A 15902-nucleotide genomic window follows, 5' to 3' on the forward strand; every position below is an offset into this window, starting at 1 on the left:
ATGGTCTTTTTACATGGACCTCTAAATTACTAAAGCCCTTAATAACTTAGCGTTAAAGAAAATTTAAATCTTAAAAATTCTCATTAAATAAATTCAACTTCTTCAACCAAGCAGTTTTTCGTTCTAAAAGGAAGATATCAATGAATAATAATAGAATTCCAAAAGCCAAGAACCATTGAAATTGATCTTTAAAATCTGCGATTTGCTTAGACTCAAATTCTTGCTTATCCATTTTATCTAATTCATTCTTTATGGTCTCAACAACCTCTGCTGTGTTGCTTCCATTCATATAAACACCATTAGCTTCTGCTGCAATTTCTTTTAAAGTAGTTTCATCTAAACGCGTAATAACGGTTTCTCCATTATTATCCTTTTTATAATTTAGAATAACACCATTTCGTTTTATAGGAATTGGTCCTCCCTTAAGATCTCCTACTCCTATTGTTAATATTCTTATGCCTTGCTCAGCTGCTTCTTCTGCAATATCTAAGGCATCTCCGTCATGGTCTTCACCATCTGAAATGATTATTAAAACACGGTTGGATTGGTCTTCATTATCAAAATACGTTTTTGAAAGCTGAATGGCTTCACTGATTGCCGTTCCTTGTGAGGATAACATATCTGTGTTCATGTTTTGTAAAAACATTTTTGCCGAAGCATAATCTGTAGTTATTGGTAATTGCGGAAAGGCTTTACCAGCATAAGCAATAATACCAACACGATCACTTACTAAACTATTAATGATTTGTGTAACTAATTGCTTGGATTTATCTAATCGGTTTGGCGCAATATCTTCTGCCAACATGCTTTTAGAAACATCTATAGCAAATACCACATCAACACCTTCACTACGTACAGTTTCTAACTTTGTACCAATTTTTGGATTAACTAAAGCAATTGATAAACAAGCAAAAGCACTACAAAGCACAAAAAGTTTTAATACACTTTTAAATAACGATTGATTTGGACTCAAACGCTTTAATAAAGCTAAGTCGGCAAATTTTTTCTGTGTTGACCGTCTCCAGAATTGAAGTAGTAAAAACATCAGAATGATTACCGGAATTACCAGTAAGGTCCAAAACCATATATTTTCATCGAGTCTAAACAAAGCTTCTAAATATTGTATTTCTTAATAATAATTCTATCAATAATAACAGTCCAGCTAATAATACCAATGGTCTGTATTTTTCATCGTAATTGTAGTATTTGGTTTCTTCAATTTCGGTTTTTTCAAGCTTATTGATTTCCTCATAAATCTGAGCTAACTTATCATTATTGGTTGCTCTAAAATATTTTCCACCAGTTTCTGCTGCAATTTCTTTCAGCAAAGCTTCATCAATTTCTACTTGTGTACGACCATATCTAAAAGTCCCATTAGAGTTAAACCCAATTGGAGAAAGTGCTGTACCGTTTGTACCTAAACCAATAGTATAAACTTTTATACCGTATTCTACAGCCAATTCACTTGCTATTTTAGGGTCTATAAATCCGGAATTATTAACACCATCCGTCAATAATATAATCACTTTACTTTTAGCTCTACTATCCTTTAACCTATTAACAGATGTGGCTAAACCCATACCTATTGCTGTTCCGCTTTCTATAATAGTATTATAATTAATATCTCTGAGTGAACGTTGCACAATAGATTTATCACTAGTAATTGGTGTTTTAGTATACGCTTCTCCTGCATATTCTACCAAACCAATTCTATCATTTGGACGTCCATCAATAAAATCTGCAGCAACTTCTTTTAAAGCATCTAATCGGTTAGGTCTTAAATCCTTTGCTAACATACTTGCAGACACATCAATTGCCATTACAATATCAATACCACTTGTTGTTTTTGTTTGTGTAGATACATCTACAGTTCTTGGTCTTGCCAATGCGGTGATTAAAAGCCCTAAGGCTATTAAACGCAACGCAAAAAGTAAATGTTTAAATTTAGACCAAAATGTTGATGAATTTTTGAAGCCTTGAATGCTAGACATCTTTAATTCTGCCGTTTGCTTATTACGTGTAAACATATACCAAACTATTGCTATTGGCAAAAGCAATAACAACCAGAAGAATTCTATATTTAAAAATTGTATGTTTTCGAGCATTAGTTTTCTTTTTCTTCTACTTCGTCTAGCTTAAGTTCTATGGAATCTACTATACGTTCAATGATATCATCGATATAATTGTCATCAGTTCTCCAACTTAAAATTATTTGTTGTCTCACGTTTTCTGCTCTAAAAAGAAACAGGTTGTATTTGGCTGGTACTATATCCTCTTCACTTAGAGCTAAGTTCATAGTCCCATACGTTTTTACTCCTTCAGCACCATTTGGTGTCGTGAATTTTTCTCGTTTAACTGTAATATCTTTTGCTCCTTGAGATTCTAATTGTTTTAAATAAGTTTCAGATGTTTTTTGTAAATCTTGCGCTTTTTCATCATCAGTCATTTCCTTAGGTTGGCCTTGACCTTCGGTAGTTTTAAAAGTTGTTGTACTCACTTGGATATCTAATCCAGATTTTTTAGATAAATATCTAAATACAGATGTGTTGATTTTATCTTTATATTCCTCAGGAACCTCAACTTCTTCACGTTTTAAAACCTCAGGTGTTTCAATAAAAATTGGTGGATAACCATAGGCGCTTTCTACCCAATTACCCTCTAATAGTTCTTTACTTTCATGACCAATGATGGTGTCTTTTACATAACCGAAACCATATTTCATTCCGAAACCAACAAAAGTCGCCACAATTAAAAACAACGAAGCTGCAACAGTAATCCATATTTTTCTTCGCTTTTTCTTACGTTCTTGCGCTTCTTTATACTTTTGATCTAACAGTTTTTCTTCTTCAGATGGCTCTGGTAAACTTACCTTAACGTTATCTATGGCTTTATCTATTGTCAACTTATCCATTTCAGCAAGAGCTGTATCTGGTGCTGACTTTGCAAATTTCACTAAATCGGCACGTTGTAAAATAGATTCAATATGCAAAATGGTTTCTTTTGAAAGCGGAATTTGATTGCCGTCTTTCAATAAATTTAAACGATTAATAAGCTCTGCTGTTGTACTTTCTAAAGCACGATCATAAACTTTCTCGTCTAAATATTTTCTAATGATAAAGGTCAATTCCGAATAATACTCCTTGACTTCTGCACGCATTAAAAATTGACTCTCATCGAGTTTCTTTATCGCTAATTTTGCACGATCATAAGGTGGTAACAAAGCAATTTCCTCTTCTTCTGTTAATGGTTTTTTTCTCCAAACAAACCAATAAAGTAAAAATGCGGCTAAGGCAATTAAAGCTATTGAAGCTATAACTCCTAAGATAAATTGCAAACGTCCATTTCCACTTTCTTCTACTTCAATAATGGGTTTTATATCGTAGAGTTTCTGTTTCGTGGTATCGACTTCAATGGTATTTACTACCACTTTTAAAGAATCCGTAAAAAATGGTTTCTCGTCAATGATTATTTTCTGTCTTGGAATAGTATAAACGCCAGAATCGAATTGTGTAAGTTTATAAATTCTAGACAATAAAAATTTTGAATCTCTTTTGGTCGTATCAATTTTTAAAGCCTCAACGGATTCTAAGGGCATAAATGTTTGCCCTTCTGGAAATACAACCAAAGAAGTAGAATCTGCTTCAACATTAATTTTATAATTAATTTGCTCTCCTATTCTAATTTGAGTGGTATCAATTTTAGAGGTCACTTGTGCTGAGGATACAAAAGCACCTAGAAAAAACAATACAGAAAATAGACTAAAAATGATAGACCTTTGATGGCAACCCTTTGTGTCTATACTTCTAATTGATATATTATTTTGCATTTTCATTTTTAATCGCTTCATCTATCAAACTTCAAGCTAATTAGCCTCTTTGTTTAAAATAGCCCAATAATTTTTTTACATAACTTTCATCTACACGACAATCTATAGCACCAGATCCAGATTTAGCGAAACTATCCTTAAAGTAGTGTACTTTTTCAATATAGAATTTACTATAATCTTGTCTTACTTTTTTTGACGCTGTGTTCACTAACATAGCTTCACCCGTTTCTTCATCTTCCATTTGCACCATGCCTAGATTTGGAATTTCAGCTTCATGTCTATCGTAAATTCTGATCCCTGTAATATCGTGTCTTCCTGCTGCAATTTTAAGGTTTTGCTTATAATCGCCTGCAATAAAATCTGACAACACAAAAACTATAGCTTTCTTCTTCATTACGTTAGACAAAAACTTTAAAGCTTCTGCAACGTTGGTCTGCTTACTTTTAGGCTCAAACTCTAATAATTCACGAATAATCCTAAGCACATGTGAACGTCCTTTTTTGGGTGGAATGTATAATTCTATTTCATCCGAAAACAAAATCAAACCTATTTTATCATTATTCTGTGTTGCCGAAAATGCTAATGTTGCTGCAATCTCTGTAACAATTTCATCTTTAAATTGATTTTTTGTTCCAAATAATTTACTACCAGAAACATCTGCCATCAGCATCATGGTGAGCTCACGCTCTTCTTCAAAAACTTTAATATGTGGTTGATTGGTTCTTGCCGTAACATTCCAATCAATATTTCTTACATCATCACCAAATTGGTATTGACGTACTTCAGAAAAAGTCATACCACGACCTTTGAAAGTCGAATGATATTCTCCTCCAAATATATGATCAGACAAACGACGTGTCTTAATCTCTATTTTTCGTACTTTTTTTAGAAGTTCTTTAGTATCCATTATTTAGTATGCAGTTTGCAGTATTCTGTCCTCGGTATTCAGTTTGTTGTATTCAATTCTGAGTAAGCGACTGCTAACTGAGGACTGAATACTTAGGACTCATTTATGGTACTTCTATCTCGTTTACAATTTTATTAATAATGTCCTCTGAAGTGACATTTTCAGCTTCGGCTTCGTAAGTAATGCCAATTCTGTGACGCAAAACATCATGTACAACTGCACGCACATCTTCAGGAATTACATAACCTCTTCTTTTTATAAAAGCATAACACTTAGCTGCAGTTGCTAGGTTGATACTTCCACGAGGTGAAGCACCAAAAGAAATTAAAGGTTTTAAATCACTTAATCTATATTTTTCAGGATAACGTGTAGCGAAAATAATATCTAGTATGTATTTTTCGATTTTTTCATCCATATAAACTTCTCTAACTGCTTTTTGAGCACTTAGAATCTGAGCAATTGAAACTACAGGATTTACTTTTTCGTAAGATCCTTTTAAGTTGGCTCTTACAATTTGCTGTTCATCTGCAATTGTTGGATAATCGATAACTGTTTTTAGCATAAAACGATCCACTTGCGCTTCTGGCAAAGGATAAGTTCCTTCTTGCTCTACCGGATTCATAGTTGCCATTACCAAAAATGGCTTATCTAAGATGAAGGTTTCATCTCCAATAGTCACTTGTTTTTCTTGCATTGCTTCAAGCAAAGCAGATTGCACTTTTGCTGGTGCTCTGTTAATCTCATCTGCTAATACAAAATTGGCGAATATTGGTCCTTTTTTAATGGTAAAATCATTCTCTTTCATATTAAAGATTAATGTACCAACCACATCTGCAGGCAATAAATCTGGTGTAAACTGAATTCTACTAAAACTAGCGTCAATTGCTTTAGATAACGTATTAATCGCTAAAGTTTTCGCTAATCCAGGAACACCTTCTAATAAAATATGACCTTGACCTAATAAACCTATGAGCAGACGCTCTACCATGTGTTTTTGCCCAACAATAACCTTATTCATTTCTAAGGTTAATAAATCTACAAAAGCACTTTCTCTTTCTATCTTTTCGTTAATTGACTTAATATCAACTGTACTCGTTTCTTCCATTATTTAAGGGTTTAAGAACAAATCTTTTGTTATACTATTTTTAAAATAATCCTAAAAATAGCTTCTTCATATTTAAGAGCATGCAAAGTGTTAAAATTTTTCGTTAGATGCTGTTAACAATTGGTTAAAAAAAAAGAGTAATACCGAAGTAATACTCTTTTTAAGAATTAATTATGGATTAGGGTTAATTAATACTAAAATTTTCTAATTTCTGTATAGAGTTTAGGGTTCAAAATCATGATGTTTTCATCTTCAGCAAATTTAATAGACTCATCAATATCTAAATTAATTACTAACTGATAAATATGATTTCCTTCAAATTCTGTCTGTATTAAATTTGAAGCCGAAGCGTTTTCGTCAAGATCTAAACTGATTAATGTTTCATTAATGTTTACAAAATTATTATCTCCAAGAACTAATCTTATTTCGTAGATAAAGGTTTGATTTATTTCAAAATGATCTACTAAAAGCAATTCAGTTTCACTGATTAAGTCAGAGACATTGTGCGTTCCAAGATTTATAGCATTTAAACTTACCCAAGCATTTGACACATCTCCATCTTCTTTTACCTTAACTTGCACATCTTCAATATCAAGAAAAACATTATTTAGGTGATTAGCACTACTTTTTAGGCTTACTGAAATAGCCGCTTTATTAGCATCTCTGCCCATATCGTCTTTAGTGCAGCTTGTAAAGTTGACTAATATTAATAGTGATAAAACAATAAATTTTAGTGATTGTAAATGTTTCATGATTTGGGATATTGAATAATTACACCTCAATAATATCGTATTCTTTATGTTTTGAGTATTTTTATACACGAATTGCACAAAAAACCATATAAACTGAAAACTAAGTGATATATTCTCGATTAATTGCAGGAACCATGACTTGGGGAAGTTGGGGAAAACAACTCTCAAAAAAAGAAATGGCATCATTGATAAATTTCTGCGTTGCTAACAACATTACAACCTTTGACCATGCTGATATTTATGGCGCATATACAACTGAAGCTGAATTTGGAAAAGCATTTGCTGAATCTGGATTAAAACGTGAAGACATTCAGCTTATTTCTAAATGTGGCATTCAATATCAAAGTGACAATCGAAAGAACAAGGTTAAACATTATAACTATAGTAAAGACTACATTATCTGGTCTGTAGAAGAATCTCTTAAGCACCATGACACGGACTATTTAGATATGTTATTACTACACAGACCTAGTCCTTTAATGGTTGCCGAAGAAATAGCTGAAGCCATTACCATTTTAAAAAAAGACGGAAAAATTAGAGACTTTGGTGTGTCTAATTTTACACCATCTCAAATGGACATGATTGGCTTACGCATGGATATAGACGTTAATCAGATTGAATTCTCCTTAACCGAACATACAGCAATGCATGACGGAACATTAGACTTTATGATGACTAACGGAATAAAACCCATGGCTTGGTCGCCTTTAGGCTCTGTTTTCAAAGAAGATACGGAACAAACTAGACGTATACACAAACAACTAGGTGCGCTTAAAGACAAATACAATGCTACGGAAGACCAATTGCTATTAGCTTGGATTATGAAACATCCATCTGGTTTTCATCCTGTAGTTGGCACAACAACTAAAGAAAGATTACAACAAGCAGTTGCAGCAGCAAAAATTAACTTAGAAACTGAAGATTGGTTTTTAATATTAGTTGCAGCTCAAGGACATAAAGTTCCATAAAACATTTACTAACCCTTCTCTAACCAGAAGGGTTTTTGCTTATTTTTAGAAAACAATTTCTGACTTCTCAAGAAAACTTCGCAATGAAAAAAACAGCATTAATCACAGGCGCAACAAGCGGAATAGGCAGAGCGACTGCTCACGAATTTGCCAAACACGGTATAAACTTAGTATTATGTGGACGTAGGCAACAACGCTTAGATAGTGTACAAAAAGCATTATCTCGCGAAACAGATGTATATACATTAAATTTTGACGTTCGTGATAGAAAACAAACTTTTGAGGCTATTGCTTCTTTACCCAAAGAATTTCAAAAAATAGATATTCTCATTAACAATGCAGGTAATGCACATGGACTAGACCCAATACAAACGGGTAATTTAGATGATTGGGATGCCATGATGGACATCAATGTAAAAGGTTTACTCTACGTGAGTAAAGCTATTATTCCTGGCATGACAGACCGTAAATCCGGACACATCATTAACATTGGCTCTTCTGCCGGCAAAGAAGTTTACCCAAACGGAAATGTGTATTGTGGCAGTAAACATGCTGTATTAGCAATCACTGAAGGTATGAGAATTGATTTAAATCCCTTCGGAATAAAAGTTGGAGCTATTAATCCTGGTTTGGTAGAAACTGAATTTTCAGAAGTACGTTTTAAAGGTGATTCTAAAGCAGATAATGTTTATAAAGGCTATAAAGCATTGCAACCAGAAGATGTTGCCGATGTCATTTACTTTGCCATCTCAAGACCAGCACACGTAAATATTGCAGATGTTCTGATGTTTTGTACTGCTCAGGCTAGTTCTACTATTGTGAAAAAATCAAATTAACAAAATTCCTTCTTTTGCAAGAAAACAAATTATGATTAACAAACGTCTTCTCATAAAAAACTTACTTGCTCATAATGATGAGAATAGTTTCTATGATAAAAAGTTAAAAATCAATATTGGCCACAAAGAAGGAAAAGCTAAATTTTTAAAACATGTTTGTGCACTTTCTAATAGCAATCCAAAAAACAACTCTTACATAGTTATTGGTGTAAAAGATGACGATAACAAAATCGTAGGTGTCGATTTTTTTGATGACAGTAAAATTCAGAATCTCATTAATGCCTATCTCTCAAACCCACCAATTGTACAATACGAAAATATTCCTTTTCCGCATTTACCAGATGACAAAGTGGTTGGCCTAGTTACTATTAGACCAATTGACTCTATCACATCGCTTAGAAAAAACATCTGGAAATATTATGGTGGTTCTGTCTTTTTTAGAGACGGAAGCATGAGTATGCCTAAGGTTTTTGATATTGAAATTAAAGATGTGAATTCTAAAATTGTGGCTGCCATAGAAAAGCATGCACAAAACAATATTGAACTTACTCTAGAAGGCGTTTTTGATTTTATGAATAAACGTCAAGATTACAATCCGCAATACAAGGTTTTTAAAGAATACTTTGTTTTATGCTGGTCTGGCGCTAAAAAAATAGTGAAAAACGAAACCTTCTTTTCTAGAGTTGATATTGAAATGATAAACGAACAAGTACGTTTGTTTTATTCTACTTTAGATGAAGTATCCATTTCATATTCCGAAAACTCTTTTAAAATAATTGAATATGTAAGACTCGGTTTAAACAAATCTTATAAATACTATAAGCTTGAAGAAAAAACGATTCAGTTTAATGACAATGCCAATTATTCCATTGATGTGAATCTTATTTTTGAGCCACCACAATTCAACAAAAAAGTATTGCACCATATTTACAATGCTAATAATGCTATTTTAGAAAAACTTCAAAAGAAACAAGAATTATCTCAAAATGAAATTGAAGATTTAAAGAATTTAGCTGCAAGTTATCTCATCTGTTACCTCAACGGTTTTGATGACGCACTAGACAAGTTAGAATATTCAAAACCCTACATAAAAGACTATGATGCAGAACTCTATATTTCATACAAAGAAACAATTCGGGTTTTAAGAAAAGTAAGATATAGTTAGTTCATCGATATTTTTCGAAATTACAACCTCGTTTTTTGCGTCTTATCGGATAACATATCAAAACACTACTGATTATACATTTTTTTTAACCATTCATCAAAAAATTTGTTAACGAATGGAATTATTGCACATCTTTGTATTGCTATTAATCAATTATTAAACCTTGTTTCTATAAAGCTTAACGCTCAAATTGAAACAAGGTTTTTTTATATACCTAAATGAAATTCAATGCTTTTTGTTTGGAAGGAATAATTCCTTCGGCAGAAACATTTAGCCAGCTTGAAAGGATTGTAGCATAAACAGATCTAAAATCTACATTGTATTTTAAATCACCATTCCCATCTAAATCACTTAAACTAGCAAGATCATTATAGAAACCTGCTTTCTTTAAATTTTTACCAATTACAAACACATTATTTGCCGCACCATGATCTGTGCCATTAGCTGCATTCTGTTTTACGCGTCTTCCAAATTCTGAAAAGGTTAAAATTAAAGTATCCTCAAAAGTATTATTTCGTTTTAAGTCCTTTACAAAAGCCGAAATACTCTCTGCGTACTGCGATAACAATTTTGTTTGTTTATTATTTTGACTAGCATGAGTATCAAAACCACCTAAAGAGGTATAAAACACCTTTGTATCTAAACCTGAATTGATAAATTGCGCAACACTTTTAAGCTGCTTTGCAAATCCGTTTTGAGGATAGCTCTCTTGAGATGACTTTACGTTGGTGTTTTCAAAAATATAACTAGCAGAAGACTCTGCTTCTATCATAGTCTGATAGAGATAGCCTAAATTATGTTCGCTTAAATGTGCATCATTGTAATTAAGCACCTTTTTAAAATAAGGATCCTTTGCTGTATTATACAAAACTTTATAATCATTAGTGGCAATACCATTAAAATGCTCACCTTTCATAGCTAAACTTAATTGCTCATCCATTTCCAAAGCATTATAAGGCTTATCGCCATGCTGATCCAAATAACGACCTAACCAACCACTTTGCAAATATTCATTAGAAGAACTTGCTGTTTGCCAAATATCCATAGATCTAAAATGTGAGCGAACCGGATTTGGATAACCTACGTTATTTATTATTGACAATTTACCATTATCAAACAAAGAACGCAATGGACTTAAACTAGGATGAAACCCTAAATCGTCATTCAGTTTTATAATACCTTTTGTAATTGCTAATTGTGGCCTTGCATTGTAATACAAATCATTATTATGCGGAATTATAGTATTTAACCCATCATTACCACCTGCTAATTGAACAATTACCAAACGTTTATAGCCTAATTGTTTCGCCGTAACAGGTTCGAAAGCTTTTACAAAATTTGGAACAAAAAACAAGCTGCTCGCTAATGCTGAATTCTTAATAAATTTTCGTCTATCCATGATTAATCTATTAACACATTTGATATTCTGGTAACGACATTAGCTGAACACAATACTCTTGCTTAGAAGTTTTACTCAACGTTTTTAAAAAGTCTGCAGTACCTTTATTACTATTTCCTTGAAGGATATAATCTTGAAGATTTTCAGGATTAATATTTTTATAATTTTCTGAAAATGTATTCCAATCAACAGTGACTTTAATAGGTAATTTCCCTTTGTTTTTCTTGAAATACTTCTTTCTTAACTCATCATTTTCACCCGAAGAAATTACAGCGTTATTCAACATAACCGAAGGTAATTTTAAACGCACCATTATAGTATTAGCATCAATCCAAGCTTTATCACCTTTCCAACCTGCAACATTTGGCGGATTCAATAAGGTTTGTCCTAAAAGTTTCTGAATTTTAAGTAAATCCTTTTCTCTTTCAAATTTAACAGGAACTGTTTTTACCATGCCTATTAAATATTCAATAGGTGATTTAATTTTTGCACCTATATTCTCATCATCATAAAACCAATCTGACAACAACACAAAACGCATTAGATTTTCGATATTATAATCCTTATAAAAAACATTAGCCATGGCTTCAATATGTTTTTTATTAGGTTTTGGATTTACAAAATAACGATAGATTTTAGCTGATATATAGGTCGCGCATTGTTTATCTTCAAGAATGATATCAATAATATCATCACCTGAAAAATTACCGGTTTTACCAAAAAATGTTTTTTCACCTTGATCATGAACTTTCATTTTAAACCTGAAATTTCCATCAAAATCATGGTTATAACCTGTAAATGCTCTGGCGCTTTCTTTTATATCTTTTTCAGAATATTGTCCTTCACCCAAAGTAAACAACTCCATTAGTTCGCGAGCAAAATTCTCATTAGGTTGGTTTTTTTTATTTTGTTTGCCATTTAAATATTTGAGCATTGCTGCTTCCTTAGATATTGCTTTTACAAAAGTTTTAAAATCACCAAGCGCATGCGTTCTAAGCGTATTATTAAATTTTTGAGCAAAAACCACATGATTGACTTTGCACACAAAGTGATTAGCCCAAAACAGAGTCATTTTTTCTCTCAGTAACTCTTTAGTATTTACCAATTGGTTTAACCAAGCATAATTTAAATCTGCTAGTTTTTTTCTACTTGTAACTCTTAGCTCTCGAGCAATTTTAGGATTCTCTTTTAGGTCTTTTACAGTAACACCGTTCATAAAAGACAAGTCAATTTTAAGAGGTGATGTTGATTTTGAATTATCAAAAATAGCATCCACTATTTGCTGCCTATTTTTAGGCAATGAATTAAAGTTAGCCGGATTAAGGCCAAAACCAACTCGCCAATATAAATGTTGAAGCTCTTGCTGTATCATATTACTAAGACTTAAATATTTACAAATAGTTTAAAACTATAAAAACCGTCTCAAATTGAAACGGTTTTTATCATTAAATATTTTTGATGTGATTATTTACCACCATCAAGTTGGTCTTGCCATTCTAATAGTTGTGCCCATTTACCTTCATATGCAAACTTTGCTTGTGCTGGCCATGTGCCTGGCTTATGCACTTTATAACGATCTCCTCCACTATCTAAAACAGATTGACATTTTTCAACACTACACTCAGAGAGTGCTTTCCATGTTTTAACATCATGATTATGAAACAATTCTTTAATTTTTGGACCGATGCCTTCAACAACGGTTAAGTCATCTTGTTTAATTTTCTTTCCAAAAACAGCCTTCGCTGCATCTGCATTAAACGGAATTAAAGCAGCAACAGCAGCTGGTGCCGCAAAAGATGAGGCAAGATTAGCGTTTTCTAGCTTTACTGATTTTAAATCAGATTCTAAAAGTGATGCTGCATTTTTTGATGCACTTAAGTCAGATTCTAATGAAGTTCTCGCTTTTCTACAAGCCTCTAAATCTGCTTCAAGTTTAGCTATTCTATCATTGCAATCATCGTGGTTACTTCCTCCTAGAAGTTTTCCAAGAAAATAGCCTAGCAATGCACAAATAGCACCTACAAGTAATGGGATTAATATACACCAATTCATAATTTATATCTTTTTTAAGTTAGTTAGTTAATTGTTATTACAGTACGTCTATTCTTAGCCTGACCGTCTTTAGTATTATTATCTGCAATAGGATCTGTTGGTCCTTTTGAAAACGTTTCTATATTTGCTTCTAAAATTCCGTTTCTTACCAAATAATCTTTAGCAAAATCTGCACGTTCTTGACCAAGACGCATGTTTGTAGTGGCACTACCTGTATTATCAGTATGACCTACAACTTGTATTTTAACGCCAAGCTTATCTACACAACGAGAGATGTTTGCGATTTTTTCACGTTGCTCGGTTGTTAAATTAATTTGTGCTTGTCCTGTATTAAAGTATAATACAATTGGATTTTTTCTAATATCATCACAAACAGCAGTCAAAGTTTCGTCTATAGCACCCTCTTTAGATGTTAACATCCCAAATTCTAATGGTCCAAATAATGTACCCGAATCATCTGGATTAATAGCATCGTTTAATTGTCCATTAATATTAATTTGCTTAGAAGGAATTCCTTGTGATACTAAGTAGTTTTTTACGCTATTTGCTCTTGCTAATCCAAGATCTGGAAAGGCAGAATTATTGATTTCATCACTCTTATAATAACCAGTGATATCTACCGTCTTTAATGGATTTTCTAAAAGGAAGTCTTTCAATTTAGTAACGCCTTCGCTTACGCTTGGGGAAATAGTATCTAAAATTGAAAAGTTAGAGGTTTTAAAATTAAAGTTGTCATTAATTTTAACATTGAAGTCTCCATTGGCATCAGAAATAACAAATGCATTTTTGGTGATTGACTTCACTTTGGGTTCTGCAATAATTGTATTGGTCTCCTCTGTTGCAACTTTGCTAGTTTCAGAACAGTGACAATTGTCACATAAATAGCAAAATAACAACGTACCAATAATGATAGTAAGTAATATACCTAAAAGGTATAATGTTTTTTTACTCATTGGTTAGTGTTTTAATTATTAATGCTTAAGATATTAAATTTTTAACATCTTTTAACATTATATAGGAAACACCATTTAAAAAAAAGTCACATAACTGATTCATAACTAAAGTTATGCACACAAAAAAGCCACATCTTTCGATGTGGCTTCCATATTTTTTGAGACTTAAATAAGTCTTACAAATCAAATTTAATGCCTTGCGCTAATGGCAATTCATCAGAGTAGTTAACTGTATTTGTTTGTCTTCTCATGTAAACTTTCCAAGCATCAGATCCAGACTCACGTCCACCACCTGTTTCTTTCTCACCACCAAAAGCACCACCAATCTCAGCGCCAGAAGTACCGATGTTTACATTCGCAATACCACAATCTGAACCAGCATAAGATAAGAATTTCTCTGCTTCTTTCATTTCGTTTGTCATAATGGCTGAAGACAAACCTTGAGCAACACCATTTTGTTTAGCAATAGCATTTTCAACTTCACCAGAATATTTCATTAAGTATAAAATAGGCGCAAATGTTTCGTGCTGAACAATAGCAAAATGATTTTCTGCTTCAATTATTGCTGGTTTTACGTAACATCCAGACTCATAACCTTCACCTTCTAAAACACCACCTTCAACTAAAACGTTTCCGCCTTCAGCTTTTGCCTTTTCAATTGCAGCCAAATAAGTTTCAACTGATTCTTTATCTATTAATGGTCCGATATGATTTTTTTCATCTAATGGATTTCCAATAGTTAATTGCCCATAAGCACCGACAATGGCATCTCTTACTTTATCGTAAACTGATTCGTGAATAATTAGTCTTCTTGTAGACGTACAACGTTGTCCGCATGTACCAACAGCACCAAATACAGCACCAGGAACTACCACTTTTAAATCCGCAGTTGGTGTAATTATAATGGCATTGTTTCCGCCTAACTCTAATAAAGATTTTCCAAAACGCTCTGCAACAGTTGCACCAACTATACGTCCCATTCTTGTAGAACCTGTAGCAGAAACTAAAGGAATTCTAGAGTCTGTAGTCATCATTTCACCAACCTTGTAATCTCCATTGATGATACAAGAAATACCTTCTGGCAAGTTGTTTTCTTTTAAGATACCTGCTATTATGTTTTGACAAGCAATAGAACATAAAGGTGCTTTCTCAGAGGCTTTCCAAACACAAACATCACCACAAATCCAAGCTAAAGCAGTATTCCATGCCCAAACAGCAACTGGGAAGTTAAACGCAGAAATAATACCAACAACACCTATTGGGTGCCATTGCTCTCTCATTACGTGTCCTGGACGTTCCGATGGAATAGTTTGTCCGTTTAATTGTCTAGACAATCCTACTGCAAAATCACAGATGTCAATCATTTCTTGTACTTCTCCGTAACCTTCTTGCAAAGATTTACCCATTTCGTAAGACACTAATTTACCTAAAGGTTCTTTTAAGTCTCTTAATTTGTTACCAAACTGACGTACAATTTCTCCACGTTGTGGTGCTGGCATATCTCTCCAAGACAAAAATGCCTTAGTTGCAGTATCCATTACTTTATCGTAATCTGCTCTTGTTGTTGTTTTTACTTTCCCAATGAGTTTACCATCAACAGGTGAATATGATTCAATAATTTCTCCGTTAGAAAAATTATTTGAACCGGTTGAAGTCCCATCATTTAAGTCTTTAACTCCTAATTGACTCAAAGCCTCTTTTATTCCGAAATCGGTAGCAATTGCTTCCATATGTGTTTAATTTTTATGAATTATTAAATTTTGATGCGAAGTTACTAATAAAAACTCAGTCTAATTGTAGCTTTAGTTGCAAAGGGTGTTAATTTAATAAACATTAGTAATTCGTCTATTTTAAGACGTATTTCAATTAAAATAGATTAGATTTTCAACAAATTTTGAGATTATATAAAAATGTAATAGTTTTATCTGTAACATTTTAA

General features: G+C 32.7%; 14 protein-coding genes. 3 read left to right on the forward strand and 11 right to left on the reverse strand.

The window, feature by feature from the left end; all coding sequences use genetic code 11:
• Positions 1–70: 70 nt before the first annotated feature.
• The 6 genes from DFQ10_RS09335 to DFQ10_RS09360 all read right to left on the reverse strand — a co-directional run bounded on the left by DFQ10_RS09335 (position 71) and on the right by DFQ10_RS09360 (position 6590).
• On the reverse strand, positions 71–1108 hold the full coding sequence (locus DFQ10_RS09335; protein WP_115817145.1) for a vWA domain-containing protein: 1038 nt from the start codon (positions 1106–1108) through the stop codon (positions 71–73).
• Positions 1101–2105 (reverse strand): vWA domain-containing protein, encoded by a 1005-nt coding sequence (locus DFQ10_RS09340; RefSeq protein WP_115817146.1) that lies wholly within the window; start codon positions 2103–2105, stop codon positions 1101–1103. Before DFQ10_RS09340 ends, DFQ10_RS09335 begins: the two co-directional genes overlap by 8 nt.
• Positions 2105–3826 carry a hypothetical protein gene (locus DFQ10_RS09345; RefSeq protein ID WP_394347246.1) on the reverse strand — a complete coding sequence of 574 codons (1722 nt, stop codon included), beginning with the start codon at positions 3824–3826 and terminating at the stop codon, positions 2105–2107. Before DFQ10_RS09345 ends, DFQ10_RS09340 begins: the two co-directional genes overlap by 1 nt.
• A 40-nt stretch (positions 3827–3866) precedes the next feature.
• On the reverse strand, positions 3867–4733 hold the full coding sequence (locus tag DFQ10_RS09350; RefSeq protein WP_115817147.1) for a DUF58 domain-containing protein: 867 nt from the start codon (positions 4731–4733) through the stop codon (positions 3867–3869).
• 103 nt (positions 4734–4836) lie between these two features.
• Entirely contained in the window at positions 4837–5838 is a 1002-nt protein-coding gene (locus tag DFQ10_RS09355) for an AAA family ATPase (RefSeq protein WP_115817148.1), read from the reverse strand.
• A gap of 194 nt (positions 5839–6032) precedes the next feature.
• Positions 6033–6590: a DUF4382 domain-containing protein gene (locus DFQ10_RS09360; RefSeq protein WP_181897615.1), complete on the reverse strand. Its 558-nt coding sequence runs from the start codon at positions 6588–6590 to the stop codon at positions 6033–6035.
• A gap of 104 nt (positions 6591–6694) precedes the next feature.
• On the opposite strand from DFQ10_RS09360, the gene DFQ10_RS09365 reads away from it, so the two are divergent.
• From DFQ10_RS09365 to DFQ10_RS09375, 3 genes are all read left to right on the forward strand, one after another.
• Positions 6695–7558 carry an aldo/keto reductase gene (locus tag DFQ10_RS09365; protein ID WP_245940668.1) on the forward strand — a complete coding sequence of 288 codons (864 nt, stop codon included), beginning with the start codon at positions 6695–6697 and terminating at the stop codon, positions 7556–7558.
• An 83-nt stretch (positions 7559–7641) separates the two neighbouring features.
• Entirely contained in the window at positions 7642–8394 is a 753-nt protein-coding gene (locus DFQ10_RS09370) for an SDR family NAD(P)-dependent oxidoreductase (protein WP_115817151.1), read from the forward strand.
• A gap of 31 nt (positions 8395–8425) precedes the next feature.
• Positions 8426–9559: an ATP-binding protein gene (locus DFQ10_RS09375; protein WP_115817152.1), complete on the forward strand. Its 1134-nt coding sequence runs from the start codon at positions 8426–8428 to the stop codon at positions 9557–9559.
• A 214-nt stretch (positions 9560–9773) separates the two neighbouring features.
• Here DFQ10_RS09375 and DFQ10_RS09380 read toward each other — a convergent pair whose 3' ends face one another.
• The 5 genes from DFQ10_RS09380 to amaB form a co-directional block, all read right to left on the reverse strand.
• Positions 9774–10958: a DUF1501 domain-containing protein gene (locus tag DFQ10_RS09380; RefSeq protein ID WP_115817153.1), complete on the reverse strand. Its 1185-nt coding sequence runs from the start codon at positions 10956–10958 to the stop codon at positions 9774–9776.
• Positions 10959–10968: 10 nt separating this feature from the next.
• Positions 10969–12330, reverse strand: a complete 1362-nt coding sequence (locus DFQ10_RS09385) for a DUF1800 domain-containing protein (protein WP_115817154.1) — start codon at positions 12328–12330, stop codon at positions 10969–10971.
• A 92-nt stretch (positions 12331–12422) separates the two neighbouring features.
• A complete protein-coding gene (locus DFQ10_RS09390; RefSeq protein ID WP_115817155.1) occupies positions 12423–13010 on the reverse strand; it encodes a hypothetical protein in 588 nt (195 codons plus the stop codon).
• A 23-nt stretch (positions 13011–13033) separates the two neighbouring features.
• The gene (locus tag DFQ10_RS09395; protein ID WP_115817156.1) at positions 13034–13963 is read right to left on the reverse strand and encodes an OmpA family protein; all 930 of its coding nucleotides are present in this window, start codon (positions 13961–13963) and stop codon (positions 13034–13036) included.
• 176 nt (positions 13964–14139) lie between these two features.
• Positions 14140–15693: an L-piperidine-6-carboxylate dehydrogenase gene (gene amaB / locus DFQ10_RS09400; RefSeq protein WP_115817157.1), complete on the reverse strand. Its 1554-nt coding sequence runs from the start codon at positions 15691–15693 to the stop codon at positions 14140–14142.
• Between the last annotated feature and the right edge of the window lie 209 nt (positions 15694–15902).

The organism is Winogradskyella eximia (assembly GCF_003386165.1).
GTDB classification, from domain to species: domain Bacteria; phylum Bacteroidota; class Bacteroidia; order Flavobacteriales; family Flavobacteriaceae; genus Winogradskyella; species Winogradskyella eximia.

Coding starts and splice junctions, on each gene's coding strand:
- DFQ10_RS09350 (WP_115817147.1), bottom strand. CDS start 4,733: ATGGATACTAAAGAACTTCTAAAAAAAGTACGAAAAATAGAGATTAAG.
- DFQ10_RS09340 (WP_115817146.1), bottom strand. CDS start 2,105: ATGCTCGAAAACATACAATTTTTAAATATAGAATTCTTCTGGTTGTTA.
- DFQ10_RS09345 (WP_394347246.1), bottom strand. CDS start 3,826: ATGCAAAATAATATATCAATTAGAAGTATAGACACAAAGGGTTGCCAT.
- DFQ10_RS09375 (WP_115817152.1), top strand. CDS start 8,426: ATGATTAACAAACGTCTTCTCATAAAAAACTTACTTGCTCATAATGAT.
- amaB (WP_115817157.1), bottom strand. CDS start 15,693: ATGGAAGCAATTGCTACCGATTTCGGAATAAAAGAGGCTTTGAGTCAA.
- DFQ10_RS09385 (WP_115817154.1), bottom strand. CDS start 12,330: ATGATACAGCAAGAGCTTCAACATTTATATTGGCGAGTTGGTTTTGGC.
- DFQ10_RS09355 (WP_115817148.1), bottom strand. CDS start 5,838: ATGGAAGAAACGAGTACAGTTGATATTAAGTCAATTAACGAAAAGATA.
- DFQ10_RS09380 (WP_115817153.1), bottom strand. CDS start 10,958: ATGGATAGACGAAAATTTATTAAGAATTCAGCATTAGCGAGCAGCTTG.
- DFQ10_RS09370 (WP_115817151.1), top strand. CDS start 7,642: ATGAAAAAAACAGCATTAATCACAGGCGCAACAAGCGGAATAGGCAGA.
- DFQ10_RS09360 (WP_181897615.1), bottom strand. CDS start 6,590: ATGAAACATTTACAATCACTAAAATTTATTGTTTTATCACTATTAATA.
- DFQ10_RS09395 (WP_115817156.1), bottom strand. CDS start 13,963: ATGAGTAAAAAAACATTATACCTTTTAGGTATATTACTTACTATCATT.
- DFQ10_RS09390 (WP_115817155.1), bottom strand. CDS start 13,010: ATGAATTGGTGTATATTAATCCCATTACTTGTAGGTGCTATTTGTGCA.